Consider the following 480-nt stretch of genomic DNA (forward strand, 5'->3'; position numbering starts at 1 on the left):
GCACGGCGTTCCGCCTCGCCCTGCGGACCGAGGACGACGCCGGGGACCCGCGCCGGGCGTTGCGGGCGGCCGACCGACTGGGAGCCGACCCCGACGTCATCGCCGCGGTCGGGCCGACCGGCGCCGTGCTGGCCGAGGACGTCGTCCAGCGGTACGGCGAGGCGCGGCTCGCCCTGGTCGTCGTCGCGGCAGGCTCCACCACGGCATCCGAAACGGCCGCCCACCTCTGCGTGACCCGCCCGTACGACCGCATGCTCGCCCCGGGACTCGTCGGCTACGTCGTCCGCACCCGCCCCGCCGAGCGCGTCCTCCTCGTCCAGGACAGCGACGGCACCGGCCTCGGCGGGCAACTGGGCAGCGCGGTCCGCGACACCCCGCCGGCCGACGCCACTCTCATCGAACACGCCCTCCCGCGGGGCGCCGCCGGCTTCGGCGCGGCCGCCCGCAAGGCCATGACCGGCAGGGCGGACGCCGTGGTGC

General features: G+C 78.1%; 1 protein-coding gene. It reads left to right on the forward strand.

Features of this window, described 5'->3' with window-relative positions; translation table 11 throughout:
- The coding region (locus CR470_RS38420; protein ID WP_143664008.1) for an ABC transporter substrate-binding protein at positions 1-480 on the forward strand (480 nt) is incomplete at both ends.

The organism is Streptomyces sp. rh34 (assembly GCF_002551245.1).
Lineage (GTDB): Bacteria > Actinomycetota > Actinomycetes > Streptomycetales > Streptomycetaceae > Streptomyces.